The following is a 21,613-nucleotide window of genomic DNA, read 5'->3' as shown; positions in this document are numbered from 1 at the left end:
TACACAGGAAATCCACTAGGGGCGCCCGTATGGGCTGAGATAAGGCAGCAGTGCCTTGGTCCCTTAGAACCTGATCTGGGTCATGCCAGCGTAGGAAAGTGGGAATGTGAATGCGACATTAGCAATGCGACTGCTGATAGGCGTGGGGTAAGCTGTATAGCTCTGGCCGCAGCAGGCTGCCTGTTATTGCTAATGTGCCCGGAATAGCGTGGCGGCTTATGCTGCTGCAGCATATTCGGGAATGTCCGCGTATACAGACCGCTCCTTCGCCGGAACGGTCTTTTTTGTTCTGGCGAGCAGCGTCTCTTCTATGACAATGGCAGCATGTTGTTTTTTGATGCCATGGACTTGCGCAGCCGTTTCTATTTTGACTATTATGAGCGCCTCCTAGTGATTTTCGAATTGAAACTCTAGGAGGTTTTTTTATGCCAATATTAACAACGCCATTGCCAGGCAGCCGCAAAGTATATGTAGAGGGAAGCCGTCCGGATGTGCAAGTGCCGATGCGGGAGATTGGCTTGACGCCTTCAAACCAAAAAGGAATCGAAGTGGAAAATGAGCCGGTTCGCGTATATGATGCGAGCGGTCCATATACGGATCAAGAGTCTGTCATCGATGTTCGCCGTGGATTGCCGGAGCTGCGCCGCGGCTGGATTGAGGAGCGAGCGGATGTAGAGCGCTATGAGGGGCGCGCCATCAAGCCGCAGGATAATGGCTTCAGTACGGCGCAATCGGCAGCGCAGCGGGGAGCCGAGGTGTTTCCGGGGAATGGGCGCCGTCCGCTGCGCGCTAAGGAAGGGCGGAATGTCACGCAGCTGCACTATGCGCGGAAGGGGATCATCACGCCTGAGATGGAATTTATCGCGATCCGCGAAGGGATGACACCGGAGTTTGTGCGGGATGAGGTTGCAGCGGGCAGAGCGATTATTCCGGCAAATATTAACCATCCGGAAAGTGAGCCGATGATTATTGGGCGTCATTTTCATGTCAAAATTAATGCGAACATCGGCAACTCGGCCGTCGCCTCCTCGATTGAGGAGGAAGTAGAAAAAATGACCTGGGCGACCCGTTGGGGTGCGGATACGATCATGGATTTGTCCACAGGCAAAAATATTCATACGACGCGGGAATGGATTGTGCGAAATTCGCCGGTACCGGTAGGAACGGTTCCGATTTATCAGGCGCTTGAAAAGGTTAATGGCAAGGCGGAGGATTTAAGCTGGGAAGTTTTCCGCGATACATTGATCGAGCAGGCAGAGCAAGGGGTCGATTATTTTACGATTCATTCCGGCGTCCTGCTTAGGTACATACCGCTTACAGCGAAGCGGGTGACGGGGATCGTTTCGCGGGGCGGCTCGATTATGGCGGCGTGGTGTCTGGCGCATCATAAAGAGAATTTTTTGTATACCCATTTTGAAGAGATTTGTGAAATTATGAAGCGTTATGATGTGGCCTTTTCGTTAGGCGACGGTCTGCGCCCGGGCTCGATTGCCGATGCAAACGACGAAGCGCAGTTCGGCGAGCTGGACACGCTTGGCGAGCTGACGAAAATTGCCTGGAAGCATGATGTTCAGGTGATGATCGAAGGGCCGGGACATGTGCCGATGCATCTAATCAAGGAAAATATGGATCGCCAGCTGGAGGTTTGCCAGGAGGCACCGTTCTATACGCTGGGACCGCTGACGACAGATATTGCGCCGGGGTACGATCATATTACGTCCGCGATCGGGGCGGCGATGATCGGCTGGTTCGGGACGGCGATGCTGTGCTACGTAACGCCGAAGGAGCATCTGGGACTGCCGAATAAGGAAGACGTTAAAGAAGGCGTCATTACGTACAAAATCGCCGCGCATGCGGCAGATTTGGCCAAAGGCCATCCGCGTGCGCAGCAGCGCGATGATGCGCTTTCGAAGGCGAGATTTGAGTTCCGCTGGCGCGATCAGTTTCATTTGTCGCTTGATCCGGAACGGGCGATGTCCTACCACGATGAAACCTTGCCGACTGAAGCGGCGAAGACGGCTCATTTCTGCTCCATGTGCGGACCGAAGTTTTGCAGTATGCGCATCACGCAAGATATCCGCGACTATGCCGAGGAGAATGGGCTGGAGACGCGCGAGGCGATTGAAGCGGGGATGAAGGAAAAGTCTGAAGCTTTTAAAGCAGCGGGTAGTACGATTTATGGCACCTAATGACAATCGGTGGTCAGAGCGCTACTCCCGGCAGATTCGCTTTGCGCCGATAGGGCTGCAGGGCCAGGAGCGGCTGCAAGCGGCAACGGTACTGATCGTCGGGTGCGGCGCACTCGGCGCCTCCCTGGCCCAGCATATGGCGCGGGCAGGCATCGGTACGATTCGCATCGTTGACCGCGATTTTGTAGAGCCAAGCAATCTGCAGCGCCAGATGCTGTTTGATGAAGCTGACGCGCTGGCGATGCTGCCGAAGACGGTGGCTGCAGCGAATAAATTGCGCCAAATCAATAGCGAGGTCAGCATAGAGCCGCATGTCGCCAATGTGACGGCGGCCAATGTGTCCACGTTTGTCTCAGGTGCGGCCCTTGTGCTGGACGGAACAGACAATGCCGAGACGCGCTATGTGATGAGCGATGCTTGCTTCCAAGAAGGGATCCCGCTGTTTTATGGCGGGATTGCCGGAGCGCATGGCATGTGTGCAGCGCTTGTGCCGGGCGAAAGTGCATGCCTGCGCTGCCTGGTTGGCGAAGAATCGGAGGGCGAGCAAGGGGAAACCTGCGATACGATTGGCGTCATTTCGCCGATTGTCGACTGGATTGCGGCGATGCAGGCGGCAGAAGCGCTCAAGTGGCTGACGGGAAACAGCGATATGCTGCGGCGCACATGGCTGACGGTGAATTTGTGGCCGTTTCGCTTGTATGAAGCTGCACTGCCGTCAGCTGTACCAGCTTGTCCGCATTGCGGGTACAAGGGGGATGCCGCCCCCGCTTTGCCGCCAGCCGGTTCTCCCCAGGCAACGGCGATTTGCGGGCGTGACAGCGTACAAGTAGCCTGGGCGTCCGCTTTCGATCTGACCGCGATGAAGCAGCGGTTTGCAGCTGCCAATTACGAAGTGACGATCAATCCGTATTTGTTGAAAATTCATATTCCGGCCGGTGAAAAGCTGGTCTTATTTCCCGATGGCCGCGTTCTGGTGCAAGGGACGAGCGATGCTGAGCGGGCGCTTGTCTTATGCGGGCAATATTTGCCGCGCCAGCAGCAAAGCGGAGCGGGATAAAGAGGGAGCGGAAGAAGATGCGGAATGAAAAATGGAAGGATTTTCGGCTGTATGCCATTACGGGGGAAAACTATCATCCGGGAAGGCAGATGATCCCGGTGATGGAAGCTGCCCTGCAAGGAGGAGCAGACATTGTCCAGCTCCGGGCGAAAAATGCGCCGAAGCGGGAAGTGCTCGCTAAGGCCTATGCGCTGCGTGAGCTGACTCTGCGCTACAATGTGCCGCTTATTATTAACGATCATATCGATGTGGCGCTTGCCGTAGAGGCGGATGGCGTCCATCTGGGGCAGGACGATTTGCCGCTCGCTGAAGCGCGCCGTATCGTCGGACCGGATCGGCTGATTGGAATTTCGACCCATAACATCGGCCAGGCTTTGGCGGCGCAAGCCGGCGGAGCGGATTATATCGGCGTCGGGCCTGTATATCCGACAGGGACAAAGCCGGGAAGAACGGCAGTAACGACTTCCTATGTGACAGAAGCAGCGAGCCAAATCAGCATTCCATTTGTCGCCATTGGCGGGATTACGCCGAATAACGTGGATGAAGTGCTGCGCGCAGGCGCGCGGCGGATATGTGCCGTATCGGCAATCGTCGGAAGCGATGATCCCGCAGCCGCCTGCCGCCAGCTGCTGGCGAGAATCGCAGCGGCCGATCAGCAGCCGAAGGAAGGCGGCAGCAGCCAAGCGGTGACAATTCGGGTAAACGGGCGCGAGGAGCGGACGCATGCAGCTCATGTGCAGGCGCTGATCGAACAACTGGGACTTGGCGGGAAACGAATTGTTGTGGAATTGAACGGCGTTATCGTTGTGCGCCATATGTGGACACAGACGCCGATTGCAGAAGGGGCGACACTGGAAATCGTTCATTTTGTAGGGGGAGGTTAACAAAGTGGAGTTTCAGCGTAAAGACGATCCGCTCAAGATTGGCGGAACAGAATTGACATCGCGGTTTTTTCTGGGGACGGGACGTTTTCCGAGCCCGGCTGTAATGCAGATGGCGCTAGATGCATCTGCGGCGCAGGTCGTTACGTTCGCTGTGCGCAGAGTCAATCTCGATTATGTGGAAGATGATTCGCTGCTGCAGCAGATGGAAGACCGCACGCTGGTCTATTTGCCGAACACATCAGGCGCCGGCAATGCGGAGGAGGCGGTGCGGATTGCCCGGTTGGCAAGGGCTGCCGGGCTGGGAAACTGGGTGAAGGTGGAGATCAGCGCCAATGTGCGGACGCTGCTGCCGGATCCGATCGAGACGCTGAAGGCGACGGAACAATTAGCGAAGGAAGGGTTCGTCGTATTGCCTTATACGTCAGACGACCCGGTTTTGTGCAAGCGGCTGGAGGAAGCGGGAGCGGCAGCTGTGATGCCGGGCGGCGCACCGATCGGCTCAGGTCTGGGCGTACTCAACCCGTACAATATTGGACTTATTGTTGAGGAGGCAGCAGTTCCGGTCATTGTGGACGCCGGTATCGGCTCAGCCGGCGATGTTGTGCAGGCGATGGAGCTTGGGGCGGCAGGCATTCTCGTCAATACGCCTGTAGCCAAGGCGCATGATCCGGTAGCGATGGCTTATGCGATTCGGCTGGCGGTTGAAGCAGGACGAATGGCTTATTGCGCCGGGCGTATCCCGAAAAAACGCTATGCGTCGGCCAGCAGTGAGCTAGAAGGCATCTCTGCGCCGTCATTCCATACGCTGCAAAGGGGCGATTGAACATGGCAGGGCGCATTATTGTGCTGGGCGGCGGCGTGATCGGCTTATCCTGCGCCTTCGAAGCTGTGCAGCGGGGGTTTCAGGTGACGGTCATCGAACAGGCATCGTTCGGCGGTCAAGCTTCGGGCGCGGCGGCCGGCATGCTGGCACCGTATACCGAAAATCCGGAACAGCCCGATCCTTTTTTTCAGCTTTGCCAGGAAAGCCTGCGGCAATATCCGGAATGGGTGAAGCGAATTGAGTCGGTATCCGGCATCAATCCGGAGCTGCTGGCTACCGGCAGTCTGACTGTAGCCCTTCATGAAGCTGATTTGCTTCCGCTTAAGACCCGCATGGCATGGCAGTCGGCTTACGGGGCGAGCGATGTCGAGTTGATTGAGCAAGGCAAGCGGCTGCGGGCGATGGAGCCGCTTTTGACCGATAAAGCGGTGGCTGCCTTGTACAATCCGGCGGAACGGCATGTGAATGCGCCCAGAATGGTTGCGGCATTGGAGGAAGCGTGCCGCAAACTTGGCGTGGAGCTAGTCGATCATGCGGGAGAAGTGGCGATTGACGCAAGCGGACCGGTAGTGCGCACGAGCAAAAAAGGGGAGTGGCATGGCGACCGTTTGGTCGTTTGTACAGGAGCCTGGGCATGCCAATTAGCCGATGAGCTTGGACTCCCGATTCCGATTCACCCGATCCGCGGTCAAATTTGCGCGTATGAGGTGCCATTCGGTTATACCCACCATATGATCTTTTCCAGTCAAGCGTATTGGGTCGGCAAGAGGAACGGGACGCTGGTGTGCGGAGCGTCTGAAGATGTTGCAGGCTACAGTACGGCGGTGACGGATAAAGGAATCGGCCGTCTGGTGCGATGGGGCGAGCGGCTGTTTCCATATCTCGCCGGACGGCCGACAATTCGGCGCTGGGCAGGCTTGCGACCGGCCACACGCGATGGCTGGCCGTTGATTGGAGAGCTTCCGGCGCATTCCCATATTATTATAGCGGCCGGACATTATCGGAACGGCATTTTACTTAGTCCGGTAACGGCCAGGCTTGTCGGCGATTTGCTGAGCGGGCATGCACACGCGGCGCGGGTCCCGCTGGCGCCGTTTGCTCCCGATCGATTTACTGCGGGGGCGACAGGCGATGGCAAATAACGCTGTACCCCCGCGCTTGCTGATGACGATAGCAGGATCGGATTCGGGCTAACGATGCTACTTTGACGAGAGGAATCCAGACGATGCGGGCATAAGCTGGCATTACGCCCTTCTTTTTTTGTATTACAATTTCCTTATATAGTGTCCTGCCTACAGGGATGTGCATATGCTAAGGTATCATTCCACAAAGAAGGAGAACGCTATGATCAGGAAAAAGAAAGGAAAGCGTCTTAGAGGACGGAAACCGTTATTTTATGTGGATAATCCGCATACATCGGAAATAAAGTTTCTTGATAATGAGAAGATGCAGGTACAGAGTATCGCTGAAGAGACGGAAACTTCAGCGTCTTCGTCAGAAGTATCGGAAGCAGACGCTGATCATGCGTTTACGAATGCAGCCGCAGTCGTAGTCGTAGAACAAGCTGATGAGGAACTAAGCGACGATTTAGAAGAACTTGAACCGCAGACGGAAGTGACTGTAGCGCCAGCCCTGATCGAGCAGCAAGTTAAAGACGCATACAGTGCAGAAAGAAGACTTCCGGAACAGCAAGTTCCGTTTATTTACACGGATGATCTTGTCAATGAAGCAATATTAACGGAAAAAATTGCTCCAGGGGCAATCGATTCAGCACGCTTAGGAAATGGAGCGGTCGAAACAGAGAAGATCGCCGATTTTGCTGTGGAAAGTATTAAAATTGCCGATGGAGCAATAACAACTTTGAAAATTGCCCCGAATGCTATTATAGGCGAGCATTTGGCACGTAATGCGATTTCCGGCTCCAAATTGACGGATCGTTCTATTTCGGGTTCGAAACTGAAAGATGGAAGTATCACATCGGATAAATTGGCTGACCGTATAATTAGTAGTGATAAATTTGCGGAGGCTTCCATCGAAGCAAAACATTTGAAGCCGTTTATCATAACAAGTGATTTGTTGGCAGATCAGATCGTGTCATCAAGCAAAATCAAGAGTAGCGCTGTACGCTCGGAACATATCGCCAATGATGCTGTTAACACAGCGAAGTTGGCCGATCATGCCGTAATAACGTCTAAATTGCGTGATCAATCCATTACTTCTGAAAAAATTGGTTTCGAAGCCGTTCATTCTTTTCATTTAAAACCAGGTCTATTATCTGCTGAACATTTTCCGGCAGGTATACTTCAAGGAAGGCATATAACGCCTGGTGAGATTAGATCTGAACATTTGTCAGCCGGAGCAGTAGGGGCGCGGGAACTGCTGGCCGAATCTGTTGGAGAAGAGAAGATTGCGGAGAAGGCAATAAGTTCATCTAAGATCCAGAAGGAAGCGATACATGGAAATCATATCGCCTCCAATGAAATTCAGACCGGACATTTAGTAGACAATGCGGTTACATCGCAAAAATTTGCCGATAACTCCGTAACGACGATTAAACTGGTTGAGCAAGCTGTGACTGCGTCGAAAATCGCCGATCAGAGCATTACCAGCATGAAGCTGGCAGATGGGGCGGTACAGAACCGTCATATTGGAAGAAAAAGTATAGGAGGAGACAAAATAGCCGACGGAAGTATCGAATCGCGGCATCTGACCAAAGATTTCATTCAGCCAGATCATTTGACAGAACAATCTGTTCTTGGCAAGCATTTGGCAAATCGTTCTGTAAACGGACAAAAAATTGAAAAATTAGCGATACAGCAAAGCCATATCAGTAAGGGAGCGGTTGGAAAGGAACAGCTGGCTGATCATGCAGTAACGGGGAGCAAAATTGCTGATCAGAGTGTTGGCCCGGAGAAACTGGTTGAGAATGCGGTAGAATCGAAACATCTGGCCGCCGCCTCCGTCAACTCGAATAAACTAACAGCCGAAGCGATCCAGGCTCACCATTTGTCTGCCAATTCAGTTACAGCAAAGGCAATCTCGCCTGGGTCGATTACTGCGGAGCATGTACAGCCAGGCCAGCTTGAATCGAAGCACTTTGCAAGAGGTGCGATAGATGCCGCTGCGTTGCAGGAAGAAGCTGTAGAAGGGCATCATCTTTCCAGTGGTGCGGTCAATGAACGTCATCTTGCACCCGGGATAGTAAATTCTTATCATTTGGCGGATTATGCCGTTAATTCACTGAAACTGTCGCCAGAAAGTGTTTCAACAGATAAAATGACAGATGAGGCGGTTACGACCGGGAAGCTTGCAAATGAAAGTGTGACTGAAAATAAAATAGCATCTCAAGCGGTCGGGAGCAACGCAATTGCGGTCGAGGCAGTTCATGGCATCCATCTTGCCGCTAAAAGCATCGGTGAGTGGCATCTATGCGACGGGATTATATCGAACGAGAAGCTGGCGGAAGGCAGCGTTAGCAGTTCCAAGCTGCAAATTGGCTCAGTAGGGTCGCACCAGCTTGCCGATGAAGCGGTAACCGGTGCGAAAATTGCTATACAGACAGTAAACGGCGAGCATCTTATTGCTGAAACGATTGCAGGGAAGCATCTGCAGGAGGGATCTATTCACAGTCGTCATATTGGCAAAGGTGCAATAACTGAGACTCATTTACACACAGGTTCCGTCAATAGCAAAGCACTGTGCGACGGTGCGGTAACCGAAGCGAAGCTATCTATAGGAGCAGTAGGAAGTGAAGCGCTGCGCGACGGTGCGATAACTGAAGCGAAGCTATCCGCAGGAGCAGTAGGAAGTAACACGCTGCGAGACGGAGCGGTGACCGAAGCGAAGCTGTCCACAGGTGCAGTGGGGAGCGAAGCTCTGCGCGATGGCGGGGTAACTAGAGCGAAGTTGTCCGTAGACGCTGTAGGAAGCGAAGCGTTAGTCGATGGCGTGGTGACCGAAACGAAGCTGGCAGCAGGAGCGGTGGGAAGTGAGGCGCTGCGTGATGGAGCGGTGACTAGAGCGAAGCTGTCCGCAGACGCAGTAGGGAGCGAAGCATTAGCCGATGGCGCGGTGACTGAAACGAAGCTGTCCGCAGGAGCGGTGGGAAGCGAGACGTTGTGCGACGGAGCAGTGACAGAAGCAAAGTTGTCTATAGGTGCGGTGGGAAGCGATGCACTAAGCGATGGAGCTGTTACTAGAGCGAAGCTGTCCACAGGCGCAGTGGGAAGCGAGGCGCTGCGCGATGGAGCGGTAACTAGAACAAAGTTGTCCGCAGACGCAGTAGGAAGCGAAGGGTTGGTCGATGGCGCTGTGACCGAAGCGAAGCTTGCGGCAGGAGCGGTGACTGAAGCAAAACTGTCCATCGGCGCAGTAGGAAGTGAAGCGTTGCGTGACGGCGCAGTGACCGAAGCGAAGCTGGCAGCAGGAGCCGTGGGAAGCGAAGCACTGAGCGACGGTGCAGTGACTGAAGCGAAGCTGGCAATAGGCGCATTGGGAGGCGGATCGCTCCGCGACGGAGTGATAACTAGAGCGAAGTTGGCAGCAGGATCCGTGACCGAAACAAAGCTGGCAGCGGGCTCGGTGACTGAAGGGAAGCTAGCAGCAGGAGCAGTAGGGAACGAAGCGCTGCGCGACGGAGCAGTGACCGAAGCGAAGCTGGCAGCAGGATCAGTGGGAAGCGAAGCGCTGTGCGACGGCGCGGTGACTGAAACGAAGCTGTCCGAAGGTTCGGTGACCGCGGCGAAGTTAGCAGCGGGATCAGTGGGAAGTGAAGCGCTGCGTGACGGCTCGGTGACCGAAGCTAAGCTAGCGGCAAGATCAGTGGGAAGCGAAGCGCTAGTGGACGGAGCGGTGATCGAAGGGAAGTTAGCAGCAGGATCAGTGGGAACTGAAGCGCTAGTGGACGGAGCGGTGACCGAAGGGAAGCTAGCGGCAGGTTCAGTAGGAAGTGAAGCTCTGATTGAGGGCGCAGTGACCGAAGGGAAGCTGGCAGCAGGATCAGTGGGAAGTGAAGCGCTGCGCGACGGCGCGGTGGCTGAAGGGAAGTTGGCAGCAGGATCAGTAGGAAGTGAAGCGCTGATCGAAGGCGCAGTGACCGAAGGGAAGCTGGCAGCAGGATCGGTGGGAAGTGAAGCGCTGCGCGACGGCGCGGTGACTGAAGGGAAGCTGGCAGCAGGCTCAGTAGGAAGTGAAGCGCTAATGGACGGCTTGGTGACCGAAGCCAAGTTAGCAGCAGGTGCGGTAGGAAGTGAAGCGCTGCGCGACGGTGCGGTGACGGAAGCGAAGTTAGCGGCAGAATCAGTAGGAAGCGAAGCGCTGATGGATGGTGCAGTGACCGAAGCGAAGCTGTCAACAGGATCAGTGGGAAGCGAAGCGCTGCGAGAAGGTGCGGTGACTGAAGCAAAGTTAGCAACCGGGTCAGTGGGTAGTGAAGCGCTGGTCGACGGTGCAGTGACAGAAGCGAAGCTGTCAGCAGGATCAGTGGGAAGCGAAGCGCTGCGCGACGGCTCGGTGACCGCAGCAAAGTTAGCAGCCGGATCAGTGGGAAGCGAAGCGCTGCGAGAAGGCGCGGTGACTGAAGCAAAGTTAGCAGCAGGGTCAGTGGGAAGTGAAGCGCTGGTCGACGGAGCAGTAACCGAAGCGAAATTAGCAATGGGATCAGTGGGGAACGAAGCGCTGGTCGACGGAGCAGTAACCGAAGCGAAATTAGCAATGGGATCAGTAGGGAACGAAGCGCTGGTCGACGGAGCAGTAAGCGAAGCGAAATTAGCAATGGGATCAGTAGGGAACGAAGCGCTAGTGGACGGAGCAGTGACTGAAACGAAGCTGGCATCGAGGTCAGTGGGAAGCGAAGCGCTGGTCGACGGAGCAGTGACCGAAGCGAAGTTAGCAGCAGGATCAGTCGGGAACGAAGCGCTGCGCGACGGATCGGTGACTGAAACAAAGTTAGCAGCAGGTGCGGTAGGAAGTGAAGCGCTGCGCGACGGATCGGTGACCGAAACAAAGTTAGCAGCAGGTGCAGTCGGAAGTGAAGCGCTGCGGGACGGAGCAGTGACCGAAGCGAAGTTAGCGTCAGAATCAGTGGGAAGCGAAGCGCTGCGCGACGGATCGGTGACTGAAACAAAGTTAGCAGCAGGTGCGGTAGGAAGTGAAGCACTGTGCGACGGATCGGTGACCGAAGCAAAGCTGGCAGCAGGTGCAGTAGGAAGTGAAGCGCTGCGCGATGGATCGGTGACCGAAGCAAAGTTAGCAGCAGAATCAGTGGGAAGTGACGCGCTGCGCACTGGCGCGGTAACTAGAGCGAAACTGTCAGCAGATGCAGTGGGAAGCGAAGCGATAGTCGACGGAGCAGTGACCGAAGCAAAGCTAGCTGTAGGATCAGTAGGAAGCGAAGCGCTGCGTGACGGCTCGGTTACGGAAGCGAAGCTGTCCATAGGTGCGTTGGGAAGTGAAGCACTGCGCGATGGTGCCGTAACTAGAGCGAAGCTGGCAGCAGATGCAGTGGGAAGCGAAGCGATAGTCGACGGAGCAGTGACCGAAGCGAAGCTAGCTGTAGGATCAGTAGGAAGCGAAGCGCTGCGTGACGGCTCGGTTACGGAAGCGAAGCTGTCCATAGGTGCGTTGGGAAGTGAAGCACTGCGCGATGGTGCGATAACTAGAGCGAAGCTGGCAGCAGATGCAGTGGGAAGCGAAGCGATAGTCGACGGAGCAGTGACCGAAGCGAAGCTAGCTGCAGGATCAGTGGGAAATGAGGCACTGCAAGATGGCTCAGTGACGGAAGCAAAGCTGTCCATAGGCGCGTTGGGAAGTGAAGCACTGCGCGATGGTGCCGTAACTAGAGCGAAGCTGTCAGCAGATGCAGTGGGAAGCGAAGCGATAGTCGACGGAGCAGTGACCGAAGCGAAGCTAGCTGCAGGATCAGTAGGAAATGAGGCACTGCAAGATGGCTCAGTGACGGAAGCAAAGCTATCCATAGGCGCGTTGGGAAGTGAAGCACTGCGCGATGGTGCCGTAACTAGAGCGAAGCTGTCAGCAGATGCAGTGGGAAGCGAAGCGATAGTCGACGGAGCAGTGACCGAAACGAAGCTAGCTGCAGGATCAGTAGGAAGCGAAGCGCTGCGTGACGGCTCAGTGACGGAAGCGAAGCTGTCCATAGGCGCGTTGGGAAGCGAAGCACTGCGGGATGGCGCCGTAACTAGAGCGAAGCTGTCAACAGATGCAGTGGGAAGCGAAGCAATAGTCGACGGAGCAGTGACCGAAGCGAAGCTAGCTGCAGGATCAGTAGGAAGCGAAGCACTGCGCGATGGAGCAGTGACCGAAGCGAAGTTAGCAGCAGGATCAGTGGGGAACGAAGCGCTGCGCGACGGATCGGTGACCGAAACAAAGTTAGCAGCAGGTGCAGTCGGAAGTGATGCGCTTCGCGATGGCTCGGTGACCGAAGCAAAGTTATCGTCAGGCGCAGTCGGAAGTGAAGCGCTGCGCGACGGAGCAGTGACCGAAGCAAAGTTAGCGTCAGGATCAGTGGGAAGTGAAGTACTACGTGATGGCTCGGTGACCGAAGCAAAGTTAGCGCCAGGATCAGTGGGAGACGAAGCGCTTCGCGACGGATCGGTGACCGAAGCAAAGTTAGCGTCAGGATCAGTGGGAAGTGAAGTACTACTCGATGGCTCGGTGACCGAAGCAAAGTTAGCGCCAGGATCAGTGGGAGACGAAGCGCTTCGCGACGGATCGGTGACCGAAGCAAAGTTAGCGGCAGGGTCAGTGGGAGACGAGGCACTGCGCGACGGGTCGGTGACGGAAGCGAAGCTGTCCGTAGGATCAGTAGGAAGTGATGCGCTTCGCGATGGCTCGGTGACCGAAGCAAAGTTAGCGGCAGGGTCAGTGGGAGACGAGGCACTGCGCGACGGGTCGGTGACCGAAGCGAAGCTGTCAGCAGGATCAGTGGGAAGTGAAGCGCTGCGCGACGGGTCGGTGACCGAAGCGAAGCTGTCAGCAGGATCAGTGGGAAGTGAAGCGCTGCGCGACGGAGCGGTTACCGAAGCGAAGCTGTCAGCAGGATCAGTGGGGAGCGAAGCGCTGCGCGACGGGTCGGTGACCGAAGCGAAGCTGTCAGCAGGATCAGTGGGAAGTGAAGCGCTGCGCGACGGGTCGGTGACCGAAGCGAAGCTGTCGACAGGATCAGTGGGAAGCGAAGCACTGCGCGACGGATCGGTGACGGAAGCGAAGCTGTCCGAAGGATCAGTGGGGAGCGAAGCGCTTCGCGACGGCTCGGTGACCAGAGCGAAGCTGTCCGTAAGATCAGTGGGAAGTGAAGCGCTGCGAGATGCAGCGGTGACGGAAGCAAAGTTAGCGCCGGGATCAGTGGGAGACGAAGCACTGCGCGATGGATCAGTGACCGAAGCAAAGCTGTCCGAAGGATCAGTAGGAAGCGAAGCGCTGCGAGATGACGCGGTAACTGGAGCGAAGCTGGCAGCAGGGAGCGTGACGGAGAAACATTTGATAACTGGGGCTGTTACATCTGATAAAATAGCTGAGGGTGCTGTAACAGCGGGGAAAATTGCTCCCGGTACGATTACCTTTGAACACTTGGCCCCGGACGTTTTCCTCGATTCTGTGAGCGGGTATAGCTTGCAAAATCGAAGTGTCGGAGTGGAAAAGCTGGATTTTGCCCCGGTACAAGCGACAACCTCTGCCGCTCTGCAGTTTGGACTGATTCCGTATGACTTTATAGAACAGGGTGAGCAATGCGAGGTAACGGTGAAATTCGAAGAGCCGTTTTTGAATGATCGTTATTCTTTTGTTGCCACTACTGATCATCCATCCTGTTATGCAGTTATTAAAGAAAAATCGTTTCACGAAGTTCGACTGCTCATCGTTCGGACACGGATAGGACCAGAGCCGAAAGGTATTGTGAACTGGATCGTGATTGGAAGTAAATAGGATTACAATAAAACTCCTGATACAGCATTCAAGCCGTGTCAGGAGTTTTTGTCAGAGAGGGTATATGCGTTTAAATCAATATTAGTCCTTACAAAGGCTGATAAAGTACAGACTGGTGAATAATTGCATCTTTAATAATCCATATTAAAATCGTTACAAAAATAAGATTACTTTAAAGGAGATGCGGTAATGCAACAGCAAGTTTCACCGACAAATGCTACACAAGGCGCGATGAACATGAATCATGGCGGGCATGAGCTTTTTGATGTACATGAGGTATTGGGTTGTGCCATTAATGCAATGGATCAGTATATGATGTTAAGGCAGTATGTACAGGATCAGGAGTTGCTTAAAATTCTGGACAAACAATACCAATTCATGCAATCACAGTACAATGTGACAGCTGAATGTTTTAAAACCGGGCAGGAACCAAGTCAAAAAACATCTACATACCTGATAAATGAAGTCCTCCCTCCGGTATACGGTCTCAAACCAAGCCAGCCAAAAAAACCGATGCAGTCCATTTCAGAAATTAATGATGCCGGTGTTTGCGCAGCAATGCAAGGCTTAGTCAAGTCTCATTGTTCACTGCTGACAATGTCTGCTCTTGAAACAACAAACCCTGTTGTGCGACGTGTATTGGCTGCTCAAGTGCAAAATTTTATTGAGATGTCCTATGAGCTTTTTATGTACCAAAATAAAAGAGCTTATTATCAAGTTCCGCAATTGGCTCAAGCTGATATGCAGCAAATGGTTAATTCGTTTGCACCGGCTACTGGAACTCCGCAAATGCCGCAGCCTAACAAAGGTGCCGCACTTCATTAACGGAACAACAGATCGTAGCTGAGAAACTGACCGTAAAATAAATCGTGTAGCCTGTTTGCGAGCTGTAAAGCAATCCAAACAGGCTGCTTTTTTGTGCATAAAGCGATGTGCAAGGGAATCCAGTAACATATGGAACTACGCCGCATATGATAGTAACGACGGGGGAGGGGAAAATATGCAGCATTCGGTAACTGAATTGATCGAGCACATGTCATCCTCACATGAACAAATGGCACGGGTGTTGGAAGCAAAGCGCAGTGTCGCTGTACGAATGGCACAGATGGTGCACATATTGCCTGATCAAAATCCGGATTTCGGCGGGATGGCTGGCTTAATGAGCAGCTCGCAGACGGTTACGGCCAGTGTCGTGGCTTATTTGAACAGCATTGCGGATTTACAGGAGACGATCGCTACTACAATCCACGCTATCATGACTGAGACTGGCGAAGAGGAAGAGAAAGAGAAAGAGGAAGAGGAAGAGGAATAGGCGGGGAGGGGAGATGAGGAATGGGGCGGGAGAGAGCATATGGCAGGATGCTTGATGCTTCTGTTACAATGCAGCAAAATATCGCTTTTATACTAGAAGCGAAGGCACTCGAGACCGAAAAAGTGCGAAATTGGATTTGTAATCATGTTGCGGCAGGATCGCTTGGTGAACAACAAGTACAACTGCGTGAAACAATGGGTGTACATGATCAATTGATTGAAGTCATTGACGGCTTGGCAAAATTGAATCAAGGCATGGCTAATGTACTGCGTGCTGCGCTTCGGCATGATCAGCAACCGGTTGGAGGGCAGTTTGATTTTACTGAAGGAGAGCAGCAGGAGTGAGCTGGCGGAAGAAGGAGCAGGAGGCACGTGTTGAAATGATACGGGCAATTGCTCAGAGTCAGCAGGCTATGGCGCGCATATTAAACTGCGTGGCTGATTCGGCCGAGCGTCTTCCGCTTTTAGAGCAGGCAATAGGTGAAAATATTCGTGTATTAGCAAATATGCAGCAAACGATGGCGGAAATGATTGCCGGCGTTCCGCTCCGAAAACAGATGTATGGAAAACCGAGCAAGCCCTGGCTGCTGGAAGCCGTGGAAGTATACAAGAACAAGGAGCAGTGAACCACAGAATCCTACGTCTAAAAAGCCGCCGTTCGAATCTGTTTCATGATATGAAATGGTACGGACTCGCAACGGCGCTGTGTCATTGTTATACTATAAATAATAGCAATGACCATCATCGTACATATAAGTGAGGTTTATACGGATGTACTATCCGATTCAAAATCTAGAATTGTACCGAGTATTTTATGTCACAGCCGTTACAGGCAGCTTATCGAAAGCGGCAGAGCAATTGTTTATTACTCAGCCGGCTGTATCCCATTCGATCAAACAGCTGGAGGAAAGACTGGGCGGCAGATTGTTTTTCCGCATGCCCAAAGGGGTCAAGCTGACGGCTGAAGGAGAAGAATTATTTCGTTACATTGAACAGGCTTACCATTACATTCGTAATGGGGAACGGAAGATGGCCGACATGCAGCAGTTGCTGGATGGTGAAATTCGCATTGGGGCGAGTGATACGTTGTGCAAGCATGTTCTGTTGCCTCATTTGAGCGTGTACCATAAACGATATTCGGCAATTCGCGTTCATGTGACGAATCGGACGACGCCAGAGACAGTAGCTTTGCTGAAGGAAGGAAAGATTGATTTAGGGATTATTAATTTGCCTTATCAGGCCGACAAAAGAATTTCAGTAGATGAATCAGTGGAGCTGCAGGATTGTTTTGTAGCGGGAAAAAATTTCCGCCGCCTCATTACTGCGCCTGTTACATGGCATGAACTATCCGAGCATCCATTGCTAATGCTAGAGCGCGGAAGTAATACAAGGGCTTATGTCGATTCAGTAGCCGCCCAATTTGAGACCCAGCTCAGGCCCGAAATTGAGCTTGGCAGTCTCGATTTGTTAGCTGATTTTGCCAAAGCGGGATTTGGCGTTGCTTGTGTTGTGCGCCGTTTTGTTGCCGATGAGCTGGCCAGCGGCCAATTGTTCGAGGTGGAGCTATCGCAGCCGCTTCCACCTCGAAAAGCAGGCATTATTACGTTAAAAGACATTCCGTTATCTTCTGCCGCAGAGCGGTTAAGACGAATGTTGCTGGACGAGGTGACTTAGCATGATTGGTCGAGGCTGGCCGATTTTCATATTGGCGTTACAGCGTCCAGCGCATGAGCAGCGCCGCTTCAGTCAGTCCGCCGCCGAAACCGTACAGCAGGACAAGATCTCCGCGTCTAATTCGCTGAGCCTGGAGTGCCAAGTCAAGTGAAAGCGGAATTGACGCGGCAGAAGTGTTGCCGTAATCGGCAACGCTAGTTAATGTTTTACCCAGTGAGATGCCGCTTTTTTCACAGACAGATTCTACAATGCGCATATTTGCGGAATGAGGCACAAACCAATCCAGATCTTCTACACTATAATTGCAGCGTGCTAGCAGCGCTGCAATTCCTTGCGGCAGTTGGCTGACGGCCCATTTGTAAACCTCTCTGCCATTTTGCACCATTTTTCCATTCATCTTAATCGGATGTCCATTGATCGCCGGGGCCAAACTGGAACGGTACAAGTGGTGCCCTCCTGCGCCGGTTGTGGAGACAAACGAGCCAAGTATGCAGCCTTCTGCACTTTGTTCCAGCAATGCTGCCCCGGCTCCATCGCCAAATAAAATGCAAGATGTTCGGTCGGTGTAGTCTGTAATCTTGGAAAGCGTCTCCGCCCCCACCACAAGTATTTTGCGATGAGCGCCAGTGAGCAGCAGGCCATTAGCTAATTGCAACGCTGTAACGAAGCCGGCGCATGCCGCTTGAATATCTGCCGCGCCGCATTGTGCAATTCCGAACTCTCCTTGAATACGGGCAGCCATGCTAGGGAAGTATGTGTCGGGAGAAGAGGTAGCGACCAGAATGAAATCAACATCGCTTAAATCGCAATTATAGCGCTCCTGCATATTGCGTACCGCCGCGAAGCAAAGGTCGCTGCAAAATTCGGTCGATGCTGCAATGCGGCGTTCATGAATACCGGTACGCTGTACGATCCATTCATCACTTGTCTCTACGAGACGTTCCATCCCCGCATTGTCCAGCACTTGTTCGGGGACGTAGGTGCCAAATGCAGTTAAGCTGGCACGAGAGTGAAAAGGTTGTGATTGCATGGTTACCCTCCTTTAATATCTGGTATTAGTACCAGGTGCTAATAAATTAAATGTAATGCAATCCACACCGAATGTCAACTTGATCTTCACTAAAACACATACTGATGAACCCTCCCAAAATAGTTGTATACACCCGATTCAAAAAAAGTTCTCTTGCATACTATAAATAAAGCTAGATCATTGTTTGAACAGGACAAGGACAGAATATGCTGCAGGACGTTAGGAAGGGAGGAATGTTACATGGATCGTCAATGGACCTACCTGGATGCCATAGACGAATTGCTAGTGTCGCTTCCAGCCCGCTCCAAGCTTGGCGAAATGCCTGCGCTTCCGCTGCATCAAACCTTGCAGATCCGGGTTGACCGGACGATGCCCTTTGAATTTGTCGCTCGCTTGCTGCCTTCATTTTGCAGACTGTGGGGGGCTGATCTGCAATTCAGCTACTCTGATTATGATACTGCCTTGCCGCTGATTGGCGGGAATAAATCGGCAGACGGTTATATCATCTGGCTGGATTGGCGAATTTATACGGATTCGATTAGTGCGGATGATGCGGTTCAATGGCTCGAAACGCGTATAAGGCAGTTAAGAAAAGGGACAGACCGTCCGATCTGGATGAATAACTGGCCAGAGGAAATGGAAGAAGGGGAGCTCCTTTTCGGTTCCAGAACGGGCAGTCGTACATGGTTTCGCCAATTGAATGTCCGCTTATCTGAACTGGCCATGTCAGTTGCCGGGTGTGAAGTGATTGATCTGGCACAGCTTGCTCATTATATAGCCGATCCTTTTTATGACGAGCGTAATGATCAAATCAGTCACTATCCACTATCGGCCCAAGCGACGATGAGCATTGCTCGTCATCTGGGGGTTCATCTGCTGCCAGCGCTCTATCTGCCGCGATTAAAGGCGATTGCGCTTGATTTGGATGATACATTATATCGCGGGGTGCTTGGCGAAGATGGGATAGATGGCGTAGAGCTCACAGAGGGGCATTATCGGCTGCAGAAGCTGCTCCTGCGCTTGAAGCAATCCGGCTTTATGCTTACAATTTGCAGCCGCAATGAAGAAGCGGATGTACGTGCCTTATTTGACAATCGCCCCGATTTTCCACTGCAGTGGCAAGATTTTGCAGTTGTCAGTGCGAATTGGCGACCAAAGCCGGACAGAATGGCTGAGACGGCAAAACGACTCAATATCTCCCCTTCAGCGATCCTCTTTATTGACGATAATCCGGCTGAATTGCTCAAGATGCATGCGCGGCTGCCGGAGGTTCGCTTGCTGCGCGCTTATCGTGAAGGGACGCATACACAGCAGGCGCTGTGCCATTACCCGGGGCTCTATCAGATGTATCAAGATACGGAAGCAGCGAAAAGAACAGCTGATATACAGGCCAATCAATTACGAGAGCAGGGCAGGCAACAGTATGGGGATGAGACTGAATATTTGGCCAGTCTGCAGATGGTTATAAGCGTTCATCTGAATGAGCGTTCGCATGCTGGAAGACTATTTGAGCTAAGCCAAAAAACGAATCAATTCAATTTGGCTTTACGTCGTATGACTGAGCTTGAAGCGATCGAAGTAATGGAAGCCAGTGACTGCTTTACGATGACGGTAAATCTGGCCGATGCATTATCGGATAGCGGCATCGTAGGGGCCTTTGTTTGTCGGATTGAAAAAGATCGGGCCGTTATTATAGAGACGGTGTTTAGCTGCAGAGCTTTAGGGCGTGATGTTGAAACGGTTTGTTTCCACTATTTATTGCAATGTCTGGCGAATAAAGGGGTTGAATGGCTTACGATTGATCATAATCAAGGAACGCGCAATAAGCCGGCGCTTGAATGGCTGGAACGGATGGCCGGCGATCAGTCGGTGCCCTATGAAATAGCTCGATTACAGGCCCAAGTGGCAGCCTATTGTATAAAACATCCGGCGAAATTGGAGGTGATCGAATGAGAATTAATCTGCAAGAGCAAATCCATTCGATTTTGTCAGAGGTACTGAACGAACCATCATTAGATGCGAATAATCCGGAGCGGCAGCACACGGCTAACTGGGATTCCCTTCGACATATGGAACTGATTATGCGACTGGAAGAGGAATTTCAAGTGAGGTTCTCCTTTAAAGAAGCAGCTGCGATGCAAAGCTTGAATGATATCGTCCAAATATTAGAGGTGAAATTGTGAATCATTCGATTACTGCGGAACGATTTGGGGTACGGTTAAGACCGGTAGAACGCACTGATGCGGCATTTATCTATGAATTGCGCCGGAAGCCGGGATTAACCGATTATATCGGAGAGTTTCCTGCTGATTTCACAGTTCATCAAGCTTGGCTGGAGCGCTATTTTGATCAGGAAAATGATTATTATTTTTGTATCGAGCTGCTTTCAGGTACGGTGGTTGGTACGATTGCCATCTATGATATCGTGAATAACTCCGGCAATTGGGGGCGATGGATAATTTCTCCGAAAATCCCGGCTGCACCGGCGAGTGTATGGCTAATGTTTCATATCGCTTTCGATATATTGGGACTTTCAAGTGTCTATTCGAATACAGTTGCCGACAACGGCAGCGTTCTTTCATTTCATGATAGCTGCGGGGTGCCTCGTACCGGTGTTGAACGCGGCGGTTTAACCATTAAGGGTGTCGAGCATGACCTCATCATACACACTGCGCATAAAGAACTTTGGCCGGCTATTCAAAAACGGCTGGAAAAATCGGCTGTTTTCGCCGAGCGTATGTTTCAGGAAACGTTGCTTTAAGCCATCAGGCGGTTATCGCCTCAGCGCGTCAATATTGCCAGCATACCAATGCCCAGATCAGCGAATCCTATGAATGGTCGCAAAAGGACTAACTCAAACGACAGGAGTGCGTTGCGAAGATGAAACGACAATGGGCGGTATTGGCGGCTGGTGCGATGCTGGGCAGCACATTGCTGACCGCAGGCTGTATGGAGCGGCAAGGAGATATCGGCAATATCAACCTGCGCAAGCAAAGCGTAAGCTACGAAAAGCATCGGCTTGAAAATGGACGTTTGAACAGCAACAACCTGATGGGACTGCATCGGAACCACAGGATGGAAATGAGCCAGGAGATATCCGACAAGATCACTTCGATGAAGGAAGTTGACGGAGCTTTTGTCATGTTGACCGATCAGAATGCATACGTGGCGGTTACTACCAAAAGTGAAAGAGGAACCAAGGCTCAGTCCCGTCCCTTATCGCGTACTAAAAGCAGTTTATTGCCGCAGGAGTCTAACTATAACATCCGCAAAAGCTACGGCATGACCAGTATTCATGGCGTACCGGAAAATCGCGCACAGCCGAGCGCCAAGGATTATGACATGCTGGGAACGAGAGCCATTGATAGTACACGGAGCTACGATGAAACCAAGACTCATTCGAATCGCCCTTATTATGCTCATCAAAACCAAGTTTATCACCAGCATGCCGATGTGCCGTCAGAGCGTGCCATCGACAGGTCGCTCAAAGATCGCATTGCCAATGAAGTGAAGCGGATGGCTCCGCAAATCCAGCATGTATATGTTTCAGCCAACCCGGATTTTGTCAGCCGCATGACCGGCTATATGGAAGATGTTCGCCAAGGGCATCCGATCTCAGGGTTTATTGTCGAATTTAATGCCATGGTTGAACGCATATTTCCGGCAAAGTCGGGAACAAGCAGCCAGTAAGGACTTAGAGACACC

The 21,613-nt window shown here is 52.6% G+C and carries 16 protein-coding genes and 1 riboswitch; of the genes, 15 read left to right on the top strand and 1 reads right to left on the bottom strand.

Features of this window, described 5'->3' with window-relative positions:
- The first annotated feature begins 7 nt into the window (after positions 1-7).
- A riboswitch (TPP riboswitch) is annotated at positions 8-114 on the top strand.
- Positions 115-425: 311 nt separating this feature from the next.
- The 11 genes from thiC (at position 426) to ACFQ0N_RS10890 (ending at position 16,878) form a co-directional block, all read left to right on the top strand.
- Positions 426-2,189, top strand: coding sequence for a phosphomethylpyrimidine synthase ThiC (gene thiC / locus ACFQ0N_RS10940; RefSeq protein WP_379325793.1), 1,764 nt, complete (start codon positions 426-428; stop codon positions 2,187-2,189).
- Positions 2,179-3,246 carry a ThiF family adenylyltransferase gene (locus tag ACFQ0N_RS10935; protein WP_379325791.1) on the top strand — a complete coding sequence of 356 codons (1,068 nt, stop codon included), beginning with the start codon at positions 2,179-2,181 and terminating at the stop codon, positions 3,244-3,246. The genes thiC and ACFQ0N_RS10935 overlap by 11 nt, the downstream gene beginning before the upstream one ends.
- Positions 3,247-3,263: 17 nt before the next feature.
- Positions 3,264-4,130, top strand: a complete 867-nt coding sequence (thiE, locus tag ACFQ0N_RS10930) for a thiamine phosphate synthase (protein WP_379325789.1) — start codon at positions 3,264-3,266, stop codon at positions 4,128-4,130.
- 4 nt (positions 4,131-4,134) lie between these two features.
- Entirely contained in the window at positions 4,135-4,953 is an 819-nt protein-coding gene (locus tag ACFQ0N_RS10925; RefSeq protein WP_379325787.1) for a thiazole synthase, read from the top strand.
- A gap of 2 nt (positions 4,954-4,955) precedes the next feature.
- Positions 4,956-6,095, top strand: a complete 1,140-nt coding sequence (gene thiO, locus ACFQ0N_RS10920; RefSeq protein WP_379325785.1) for a glycine oxidase ThiO — start codon at positions 4,956-4,958, stop codon at positions 6,093-6,095.
- A gap of 202 nt (positions 6,096-6,297) precedes the next feature.
- A complete protein-coding gene (locus tag ACFQ0N_RS10915) occupies positions 6,298-13,893 on the top strand; it encodes a WIAG-tail domain (RefSeq protein WP_379325783.1) in 7,596 nt (2,531 codons plus the stop codon).
- Between the two features lie 189 nt (positions 13,894-14,082).
- Positions 14,083-14,718: a spore coat protein gene (locus ACFQ0N_RS10910; RefSeq protein WP_379325781.1), complete on the top strand. Its 636-nt coding sequence runs from the start codon at positions 14,083-14,085 to the stop codon at positions 14,716-14,718.
- Between the two features lie 175 nt (positions 14,719-14,893).
- Positions 14,894-15,205 carry a nucleoside-diphosphate sugar epimerase gene (locus tag ACFQ0N_RS10905; protein WP_379325779.1) on the top strand — a complete coding sequence of 104 codons (312 nt, stop codon included), beginning with the start codon at positions 14,894-14,896 and terminating at the stop codon, positions 15,203-15,205.
- Positions 15,206-15,225: 20 nt separating this feature from the next.
- On the top strand, positions 15,226-15,549 hold the full coding sequence (locus tag ACFQ0N_RS10900) for an alpha-helical endospore appendage domain-containing protein (RefSeq protein ID WP_379325777.1): 324 nt from the start codon (positions 15,226-15,228) through the stop codon (positions 15,547-15,549).
- A complete protein-coding gene (locus ACFQ0N_RS10895; RefSeq protein WP_379325776.1) occupies positions 15,546-15,830 on the top strand; it encodes a hypothetical protein in 285 nt (94 codons plus the stop codon). The genes ACFQ0N_RS10900 and ACFQ0N_RS10895 overlap by 4 nt, the downstream gene beginning before the upstream one ends.
- A 145-nt stretch (positions 15,831-15,975) precedes the next feature.
- Positions 15,976-16,878, top strand: coding sequence for a LysR family transcriptional regulator (locus tag ACFQ0N_RS10890; RefSeq protein ID WP_379325775.1), 903 nt, complete (start codon positions 15,976-15,978; stop codon positions 16,876-16,878).
- A 37-nt stretch (positions 16,879-16,915) separates the two neighbouring features.
- Here the strand turns inward: ACFQ0N_RS10890 and ACFQ0N_RS10885 are convergent, their stop codons facing one another.
- A complete protein-coding gene (locus ACFQ0N_RS10885; protein WP_379325773.1) occupies positions 16,916-17,908 on the bottom strand; it encodes a ketoacyl-ACP synthase III in 993 nt (330 codons plus the stop codon).
- Between the two features lie 240 nt (positions 17,909-18,148).
- On the opposite strand from ACFQ0N_RS10885, the gene ACFQ0N_RS10880 reads away from it, so the two are divergent.
- The 4 genes from ACFQ0N_RS10880 to ACFQ0N_RS10865 all read left to right on the top strand — a co-directional run bounded on the left by ACFQ0N_RS10880 (position 18,149) and on the right by ACFQ0N_RS10865 (position 21,598).
- Complete coding sequence (locus ACFQ0N_RS10880; protein WP_379325771.1) at positions 18,149-19,861, top strand: HAD-IIIC family phosphatase; 1,713 nt, start codon at positions 18,149-18,151, stop codon at positions 19,859-19,861.
- Positions 19,858-20,091, top strand: coding sequence for an acyl carrier protein (locus tag ACFQ0N_RS10875; protein ID WP_379325769.1), 234 nt, complete (start codon positions 19,858-19,860; stop codon positions 20,089-20,091). The genes ACFQ0N_RS10880 and ACFQ0N_RS10875 overlap by 4 nt, the downstream gene beginning before the upstream one ends.
- Positions 20,088-20,669, top strand: coding sequence for a GNAT family N-acetyltransferase (locus ACFQ0N_RS10870; RefSeq protein WP_379325767.1), 582 nt, complete (start codon positions 20,088-20,090; stop codon positions 20,667-20,669). The genes ACFQ0N_RS10875 and ACFQ0N_RS10870 overlap by 4 nt, the downstream gene beginning before the upstream one ends.
- Positions 20,670-20,788: 119 nt before the next feature.
- Positions 20,789-21,598, top strand: coding sequence for a YhcN/YlaJ family sporulation lipoprotein (locus ACFQ0N_RS10865; RefSeq protein WP_379325765.1), 810 nt, complete (start codon positions 20,789-20,791; stop codon positions 21,596-21,598).
- The last annotated feature ends 15 nt before the right edge of the window (positions 21,599-21,613 follow it).

Origin of the sequence: Paenibacillus sp. GCM10027626 (assembly GCF_042676285.1) — a bacterium.
In the GTDB taxonomy this organism is placed as follows: domain Bacteria; phylum Bacillota; class Bacilli; order Paenibacillales; family Paenibacillaceae; genus Paenibacillus_Z.
This window is presented reverse-complemented; position numbering and strand designations above follow the sequence as displayed.

Coding starts and splice junctions, on each gene's coding strand:
- ACFQ0N_RS10875 (WP_379325769.1), top strand. CDS start 19,858: ATGAGAATTAATCTGCAAGAGCAAATCCATTCGATTTTGTCAGAGGTA.
- ACFQ0N_RS10865 (WP_379325765.1), top strand. CDS start 20,789: ATGAAACGACAATGGGCGGTATTGGCGGCTGGTGCGATGCTGGGCAGC.
- ACFQ0N_RS10935 (WP_379325791.1), top strand. CDS start 2,179: ATGGCACCTAATGACAATCGGTGGTCAGAGCGCTACTCCCGGCAGATT.
- thiE (WP_379325789.1), top strand. CDS start 3,264: ATGCGGAATGAAAAATGGAAGGATTTTCGGCTGTATGCCATTACGGGG.
- thiC (WP_379325793.1), top strand. CDS start 426: ATGCCAATATTAACAACGCCATTGCCAGGCAGCCGCAAAGTATATGTA.
- ACFQ0N_RS10880 (WP_379325771.1), top strand. CDS start 18,149: ATGGATCGTCAATGGACCTACCTGGATGCCATAGACGAATTGCTAGTG.
- ACFQ0N_RS10910 (WP_379325781.1), top strand. CDS start 14,083: ATGCAACAGCAAGTTTCACCGACAAATGCTACACAAGGCGCGATGAAC.
- thiO (WP_379325785.1), top strand. CDS start 4,956: ATGGCAGGGCGCATTATTGTGCTGGGCGGCGGCGTGATCGGCTTATCC.
- ACFQ0N_RS10890 (WP_379325775.1), top strand. CDS start 15,976: ATGTACTATCCGATTCAAAATCTAGAATTGTACCGAGTATTTTATGTC.
- ACFQ0N_RS10905 (WP_379325779.1), top strand. CDS start 14,894: ATGCAGCATTCGGTAACTGAATTGATCGAGCACATGTCATCCTCACAT.
- ACFQ0N_RS10900 (WP_379325777.1), top strand. CDS start 15,226: ATGGGGCGGGAGAGAGCATATGGCAGGATGCTTGATGCTTCTGTTACA.
- ACFQ0N_RS10885 (WP_379325773.1), bottom strand. CDS start 17,908: ATGCAATCACAACCTTTTCACTCTCGTGCCAGCTTAACTGCATTTGGC.
- ACFQ0N_RS10915 (WP_379325783.1), top strand. CDS start 6,298: ATGATCAGGAAAAAGAAAGGAAAGCGTCTTAGAGGACGGAAACCGTTA.